Consider the following 6,581-nt stretch of genomic DNA (forward strand, 5'->3'; position numbering starts at 1 on the left):
GACTGGGGGCGGCGGGTGCGGGCGCCGCCGAGGACCACCACGGCGACGCCCGCCAGCAGCAGCGCCAGGCCGGGCAGGGCCAGGGGGCGGGGCAGCTGACCCAGCCAGGCCCAGGCGATCAGCGCCGCCCCGGGCGCCTCCAGCAGGACCAGCACGCTGACCGTGGTGGCGGAGACCCGCCGCAGGGCGTAGTTGAACATCGAGTGGCCGAGCAGCTGGGCACCGGCGACCAGGCCGAGGATGGCGAGCCAGGTGCCGCCGTCGTAGCCGTGCAGGCGTACGCCGCCGAGCAGGCAGACCGCCAGCAGGATCGCCGCGCAGACGCCGTAGCAGATGGTGGTGTAGGTGGTGGTGCTGATGGTGGCCCGGGCCCGCTCGCCGAAGGCGGTGTAGACGGCGGCGAACATGCCGCCCGCGACGGCGAGCAGGTCACCGGCGAAGGCCCGGCTGGAGACGTTGAAGTCCGCGCCGGTGGCCAGCGCCGCGCCGAGCACCGCCACCGCGATGCCCGCCCACACCGCCAGCGGCAGCCGCCGTCCCTGCCAGCGGGCGATCAGCCCCTGCCAGACCGGCTGGGTCGCGCCTAGCGCGGTGGCCGCGGCGACCGAGGTGAGCTGGGCGCTGGGCATCCAGGTCGCGAAGTGCGCGGCCAGCGCCACCCCGGACAGTACGCAGTAGAAGCCCTCCCGCCGACCGGCGCCGACGGTCAGCGCGCGGAACTCCGGCCGCCGCCGGGCCAGCGAGAACGGACCCAGCACGGCGACCGAGAGCACGTTCCGCCAGAACGCGATGGCCAGCGCGGGCGCGGCCGCGAAGGCGACCAGCGGGGCGGAGGACGACACGGCCGCCACGGCGACCACGACGACGCCGGCGGTCAGCGGATCGAGGGGTGGGCGATGCGGAACGGAGGACACGGGGAGCAATCCTCACACGCGCAGGGTCAGCACGGACAGTCAGCGCTCGGTTACGCTCATGCCTGTCCGCGCCGGCGACCCCCTCGACGTCGGGAGGCGCTTCCCGCATGCCCAGGTACCAGGCGGTGCTGTTCGACTTCTTCGGCACGCTGACCCGTCCCGTGCGGCGCGGGCCGGCCCACGAGGGCACGGCCGAGCTGCTCGGCTGCCCCAGCGACACCTTCATCGAGGTGCTCGACCGCACCTACTACCAGCGGGCCAGCGGCCTGCTCGGCAACGCCGAGGCGACCCTGCGCTGGGTCTGCGCCCAGGCCGGCGTGCACCCCTCCGACGGGGCGGTACGCGCCGCCGTCGCCTCCCGGAACCGGGCGGTACGCGCCGACACCCGGCTGCGCGCCGAGGCGGTGCCGGTGCTGGCGGCGCTGCGCCAGCGGGGCGTACGCACCGGGCTGATCAGCGACTGCACGCACGAGCTGCCGGCGTTCCTGCCGCAGCTCGCGGTCGCCCCGCTGCTCGACGTACGGGTCTTCTCCGTGCAGGTGGGGCGCTGCAAGCCGGACCCGGCGCTCTACCTGGCGGCGTGCCGCCGGTTGCGGCTGCCGCCGGCGGACTGCCTCTACGTCGGCGACGGCGGCAGCCACGAGCTGACCGGCGCCGAGCGGGCCGGGATGACCGCAGTCCGGCTGGCCGTCCCGGATCTGGCCGAGCACCTGGTCTTCAACCCCGAGCAGGGGTGGGAGGGCCCGGTGCTGGGCTCGCTGGCCGAGGTCGTCGGGCTCGTCGACCCGACGGCGGAACCCATCGGCTGCGGCACCGGCTGAGCGGGCGGCTCCGGCCGCCCGGTCCGCCGGATCAGCGGCGGCGGACCCGGTGCAGCCGGAACGGCTTGCGGGTGGCCCGGACCACCGGGGCGTCCCGGGGCGGCTCCGCCAGCGAGTCCGCCGGCAGGTCCGCGCCGGAGGCCGGGGTGCCCGCCGGTTCCAGCCGGTTCAGCGCGCAGCCCTCGGTCGCCCACCGGTCCACCAGGGCGGCGGAAGGTCCGGGGGCGTTCAGCCGCTTCGCGGCGACCAGCGGCGCGACGGTGGTCCACTCCTCGCTGCCGGGCATCAGCCGGGTGACCCGGGCGGGCCAGGTGACGATCCGGCCGCCGTGGTCGCCGCGGAGGCTCACCTGCGCCTCGCCGGCCTCGGCCAGACCGGGCGCCGACTGTTCACGGGGCCCGGTGACCACGACGAGCGCTCCGTCGACGGGCAGGCACCACAGCGCGTACGCCGGCCCGTCGGCCACCGTCACCCAGGCGACCGCGGCCTTCTTGATCGCCTCGTCCACCAGCGGCGTGGCGACGCGCTCCTCCACCTCGTCAGTCACCCCGGCATCCTCCCGCATCCCCGGCGCCCGGCGCGAGCGGACGGGCCACTGCCGCCGGTCGGCCGTCAGCCGACGAAGGGCGGGACGGCGATCTCGCCGCGGGCGACGGGCATCACGTGACCGGCCACGGTGGCGCCGACCGCCACCCCGCCGGCCGCGGTGACCGTGCAGGCCAGCGAGGACGGGCGCTTGATCTCGACGCCCTGGCGGACCGCGTACTCCGAGCGTCCCTCACCGGGGAGCAGGCCGCTGGCGACCAGCCAGACGCCGAGCCCGAGGGCCGCCGAACCGGTCGCCGGGTCCTCCGGCACGCCGAGCCCGGGCACGAAGACCCGGGCGTGCGCGGTTTGCGTGGCGGCGTCCCAGGAGAACACGCTGACGTGCTCCACGCCGTACTGTTCCGCAGCCGCCGCGTTCACCCGGGCCCGGGCCACCGCGTCGGGGCGTACCGGAAGGTAGGGGAACTCCAGCCCGCAGCCCGCGACCCGTGGCGCCGGGCCGGCGTGGTCGGCGGCGGTGAGGCCGGCCATCTCCAGCAACGGCTCCGGGTCCAGCTCTGGACCGAGGGTGGGGGTGCCGCCGGTGAGGACCGCGCCGGTCTCCGTCACCTCGATCGGCAGGACCCCGGCCCCGCACTCCTGGGTGACCCTGCCCACACCGAACATGCCGCGTCGGCTCGCGGTGACCGCGGCGCCGACACTCGGGTGCCCGGCGAACGGCAGTTCCTCGGCCGGGGTGAAGATCCGTGCCCGGTACGTGGCGCCGACCTGCGTGGGCGACAGCACGAACACCGTCTCGGACAGGTTGAACTCCAGCGCGAGCGCCTGCATCTGTTCGGTGGCGAGCTTTTCGGCGCCGAACACCACCGCCAGCGGGTTGCCGGCGAACGGGCGGTCGGTGAAGACGTCCACGATCTCGTAGGCCAGGGTCGACATGTTGATAAACACTAGGCGCTTAGGCTGGTGCCGTGAGCACGCCGAACCGGGTCTACATCGCACGACTCGCCGGAGTCGCCGTCTTCGACCCGAACGGCGACCAAGTGGGGCGGGTGCGCGACGCCGTGGCTCGGCTCCGGCAGACGCAACGGCCACCCGAGGTGGTCGGCCTCGTCGCCGAGATGCCGATGCGCCGGCGGATCTTCCTCTCCATCAACCGGATCACCTCTATCGAGGCGGACGCGGTGGTGCTGGGCAGCGGCACGCTCAACCTGCGCCGCTTCGAGAAGCGCCCGAACGAGCTGCTGGTGCTCCAGGAACTGCTGGACCGGCGGGTACAGCTGGAGGGCGGTCAGGCGGGCACGGTGGTCGACGTGGCCATGGAGTGCGCCCGGGGCGGCGAGTGGTCACTGACCCGGGTCGCGGTCCGGGAGCAGACCGGCCGGCTGACCCGCCGCGGCCACCTGCACCAGGTCGAGTGGGACCGGGTGCGCGGCCTGAGCGACATCGCGGCCAACCGGGGTACGGCCAATCTGCTCGCCGTGCTGGAGGACATGCGCCCCGCCGACCTGGCCAACGCCCTGCAGGACCTGCCCGACGCCCGGCGCAACGAGGTGGCCGCCGCGCTGGACGACGTACGCCTCGCCGACGTGCTGAGCGAGCTGCCGGAGCACGACCAGGTGGAGATCCTGGCCGCGCTGGACCGGGAACGCGCCGCCGACGTGCTGGAGGAGATGGACCCGGACGACGCCGCCGACCTGCTGAACGAGCTGCCCCCGCCGGAGCAGGACGTCCTGCTCGACCTGATGGAGCCGGACGAGGCCAACCCGGTCCGCCAGCTGCTGCGGTACGCCTCGGGCACCGCCGGCAGCGTGATGACCTCCGAGCCGGTGATCCTGCCGCCGGACGCCACCGTGGCGGAGGCGCTGGCCCGGATCCGGGAGGAGCAGCTCTCCCCGGCGGTGGCCGCGCAGGTGTTCGTGACCCGGGCGCCGATGACCACCCCGACCGGCCGCTACCTGGGCATGGTGCACTTCCAGCGGCTGCTCCGCGAGCCCCCGGCCGACCTGCTCGGCGGGGTGGTGGTCAACGACATCGATCCGCTGCGGCCGACCACCCCGTTGCCGGAGATCACCCGCCGGATGGCCACCTACGACCTGGTCGCCATGCCGGTGGTGGACCGCAACAACCGACTGGTCGGCGCGGTCACCGTCGACGACGTGCTGGACCACTCGCTGCCCCCCGACTGGCGGGACCGGGACGCCGTACCGGCCCCGGGCGCCACCGAGACGACGGACGCCGCCGGTGGCTGACCAGCGACGGGCCGAACGGCTGGACCAGCCGCGCGAGCCCCGGGGCGTTCGGCTGCCCCGGATCGACCAGGAGACCTTCGGCCGGTGGTCCGAGGGCATCGCCCGCGGCATGGGCACCGCGAACTTCATCGTCTACATGACGGTGGTGATCGCGCTCTGGTTCGCCTGGAACACCCTCGCCCCGCCGAACCTGCAGTTCGACCCGTACACGTTCACGTTCCTGACCCTGGTCCTCTCCCTGCAGGCGTCGTACGCGGCGCCGCTGATCCTGCTCGCGCAGAACCGGCAGGCGGACCGGGACCGGGTTGCGCTGGAGGAGGACCGGCGGCGGGCGACCCTGCAGAAGGCCGACACGGAGTACCTGGCGCGGGAGATCGCGGCGCTGCGGATCGCGATGGGCGAGGTGGCCACCCGGGACTTCCTCCGCTCGGAGCTGGCGCGGCTGGCCGAGGAGCTGGACGAGGCGGCGCAGCGGCGGCAGCAGCGGCTGGAACGCCGGCAGCAGGAGAGGGCACCGCAGCGGTCCGGCGGCGGGGAGCCGCTCGACGAGCCCCGGGACGACCTGGACGGCGACTACGCCCGGGACGACCGCGAGCGGTGAGCCGGCGTGGTGGGTGAGCCGGGTGGAGTCCCCCGGGCATACTGAACGCCGCGCGCCTCAAGGGGCCAGGCGTGCGGCGTTCGTCCCGATGATCCCACTTCGTGACGCTGGTCGTCCAGCCCCAACCGCGGCCATCGATTCGCTCACACCGGCCCCCGCTGCTCGCGGCGACGGATCACCGCCGACGTAGCATTGCGGGCATGTCAGCACCCGTCAGCACCGTGTCCGACGCGATCCAGGCCGCCCTGGCCACCGTCAACGACCCGGAGATCCGTCGGCCCATCACCGAGCTCGGCATGGTCCGCTCCGCCGAGGTCGGCGAGGACGGTGTCGTTCGCGTCGAGCTGCTGCTCACCGTGGCCGGCTGCCCGCTGAAGGACAAGCTGCGCTCGGACATCACCGCCGCCGTGGGCGCGGTGCCCGGCGTGACCGGCGTCGAGATCGAGTTCGGCGTGATGAGCCCGGAGCAGCGCCAGGAGCTCCAGTCGAAGCTGCGCGGCGGCGGCGCCACCGCGGAGCCGGTGATCCCGTTCGCCCAGCCCGGCTCCCGCACCCGGGTGTACGCGGTCGCCAGCGGCAAGGGCGGCGTCGGCAAATCCAGCGTCACGGTCAACCTGGCCGCCGCGCTGGCCGCCCGCGGCCTCGCCGTCGGCGTGGTCGACGCGGACATCTACGGCCACTCGGTGCCCCGGATGCTCGGCGCGGACGGCGCCCCGACCCGCGTCGAGGACATGATCATGCCGCCGCAGTCGCACGGCGTGAAGGTCATCTCGATCGGCATGTTCACCCCGGGCAACGCCGCCGTGGTGTGGCGCGGCCCGATGCTGCACCGGGCGCTGCAGCAGTTCCTCGCCGACGTCTACTGGGGCGACCTGGACGTGCTCCTGCTGGACCTGCCCCCGGGCACCGGCGACGTGGCCATCTCGCTGGCCCAGCTGCTGCCGAACTCCGAGATCCTCGTGGTGACCACCCCGCAGACGGCGGCCGCCGAGGTGGCCGAGCGGGCCGGCGCGATCGCCCTGCAGACCCACCAGCGGGTGGTCGGCGTCATCGAGAACATGTCCTGGCTGGAGCTGCCGGACGGCTCGCGGATGGAGGTCTTCGGCGCAGGCGGCGGCGAGGCGGTCTCCGAGTCGCTGAGCCGGACCATCGGCGCCCAGGTGCCGCTGCTGGGTCAGATCCCGCTCGACACCCGGGTCCGCGAGGGCGGCGACGCCGGCACCCCGATCGTGCTGGCCGAGCCGGAGGCCCCGGCGGCCAAGGCGCTGAACCAGGTCGCCGACCGGCTCGCCGTACGCCGCGAGTCCCTCCTCGGCAAGCCGCTGGGCCTCAAGCCCGCCGGCCGCTGACACCCGACTGACGACGAAGGGGCACCCACCACGGGTGCCCCTTCGCCGTGTGCGCGGCGGTCAGGTGGCGTCGTCGTAGCTGGGGCGGGGGGCCGGGGCGG

At 74.6% G+C, this 6,581-nt stretch carries 7 protein-coding genes; 4 read left to right on the forward strand and 3 right to left on the reverse strand.

Annotated features, from left to right (window positions below):
* Positions 1-914 (reverse strand): DMT family transporter (locus DKL51_RS03765; protein ID WP_148097716.1); only part of this gene is annotated, 914 nt, incomplete at its 3' end.
* A 107-nt stretch (positions 915-1,021) separates the two neighbouring features.
* Here DKL51_RS03765 and DKL51_RS03770 point away from each other — a divergent pair.
* Positions 1,022-1,735, forward strand: coding sequence for an HAD family hydrolase (locus DKL51_RS03770; protein WP_109947596.1), 714 nt, complete (start codon positions 1,022-1,024; stop codon positions 1,733-1,735).
* 31 nt (positions 1,736-1,766) lie between these two features.
* Here DKL51_RS03770 and DKL51_RS03775 read toward each other — a convergent pair whose 3' ends face one another.
* Together DKL51_RS03775 and DKL51_RS03780 are read right to left on the reverse strand one after the other, a co-directional pair.
* Complete coding sequence (locus DKL51_RS03775) at positions 1,767-2,300, reverse strand: hypothetical protein (protein ID WP_124811727.1); 534 nt, start codon at positions 2,298-2,300, stop codon at positions 1,767-1,769.
* Positions 2,301-2,347: 47 nt separating this feature from the next.
* Positions 2,348-3,217, reverse strand: coding sequence for a PhzF family phenazine biosynthesis protein (locus DKL51_RS03780; RefSeq protein ID WP_109947598.1), 870 nt, complete (start codon positions 3,215-3,217; stop codon positions 2,348-2,350).
* Positions 3,218-3,249: 32 nt separating this feature from the next.
* On the opposite strand from DKL51_RS03780, the gene DKL51_RS03785 reads away from it, so the two are divergent.
* The 3 genes from DKL51_RS03785 to DKL51_RS03795 all read left to right on the forward strand — a co-directional run bounded on the left by DKL51_RS03785 (position 3,250) and on the right by DKL51_RS03795 (position 6,480).
* Entirely contained in the window at positions 3,250-4,530 is a 1,281-nt protein-coding gene (locus tag DKL51_RS03785) for a magnesium transporter MgtE N-terminal domain-containing protein (RefSeq protein ID WP_109947599.1), read from the forward strand.
* Positions 4,523-5,131, forward strand: coding sequence for a DUF1003 domain-containing protein (locus DKL51_RS03790; protein ID WP_109947600.1), 609 nt, complete (start codon positions 4,523-4,525; stop codon positions 5,129-5,131). Before DKL51_RS03785 ends, DKL51_RS03790 begins: the two co-directional genes overlap by 8 nt.
* Positions 5,132-5,331: 200 nt before the next feature.
* The gene (locus tag DKL51_RS03795; RefSeq protein ID WP_109947601.1) at positions 5,332-6,480 is read left to right on the forward strand and encodes an Mrp/NBP35 family ATP-binding protein; all 1,149 of its coding nucleotides are present in this window, start codon (positions 5,332-5,334) and stop codon (positions 6,478-6,480) included.
* The last annotated feature ends 101 nt before the right edge of the window (positions 6,481-6,581 follow it).

It is taken from the genome of Micromonospora globispora, assembly GCF_003857015.1.
In the GTDB taxonomy this organism is placed as follows: domain Bacteria; phylum Actinomycetota; class Actinomycetes; order Mycobacteriales; family Micromonosporaceae; genus Micromonospora; species Micromonospora globispora.

What these genes read in the sequence shown, in the direction of transcription:
- DKL51_RS03775 (WP_124811727.1), bottom strand. Translation starts at nt 2,300, where the DNA reads ATGCGGGAGGATGCCGGGGTGACTGACGAGGTGGAGGAGCGCGTCGCC.
- DKL51_RS03795 (WP_109947601.1), top strand. Translation starts at nt 5,332, where the DNA reads ATGTCAGCACCCGTCAGCACCGTGTCCGACGCGATCCAGGCCGCCCTG.
- DKL51_RS03770 (WP_109947596.1), top strand. Translation starts at nt 1,022, where the DNA reads ATGCCCAGGTACCAGGCGGTGCTGTTCGACTTCTTCGGCACGCTGACC.
- DKL51_RS03780 (WP_109947598.1), bottom strand. Translation starts at nt 3,217, where the DNA reads ATGTCGACCCTGGCCTACGAGATCGTGGACGTCTTCACCGACCGCCCG.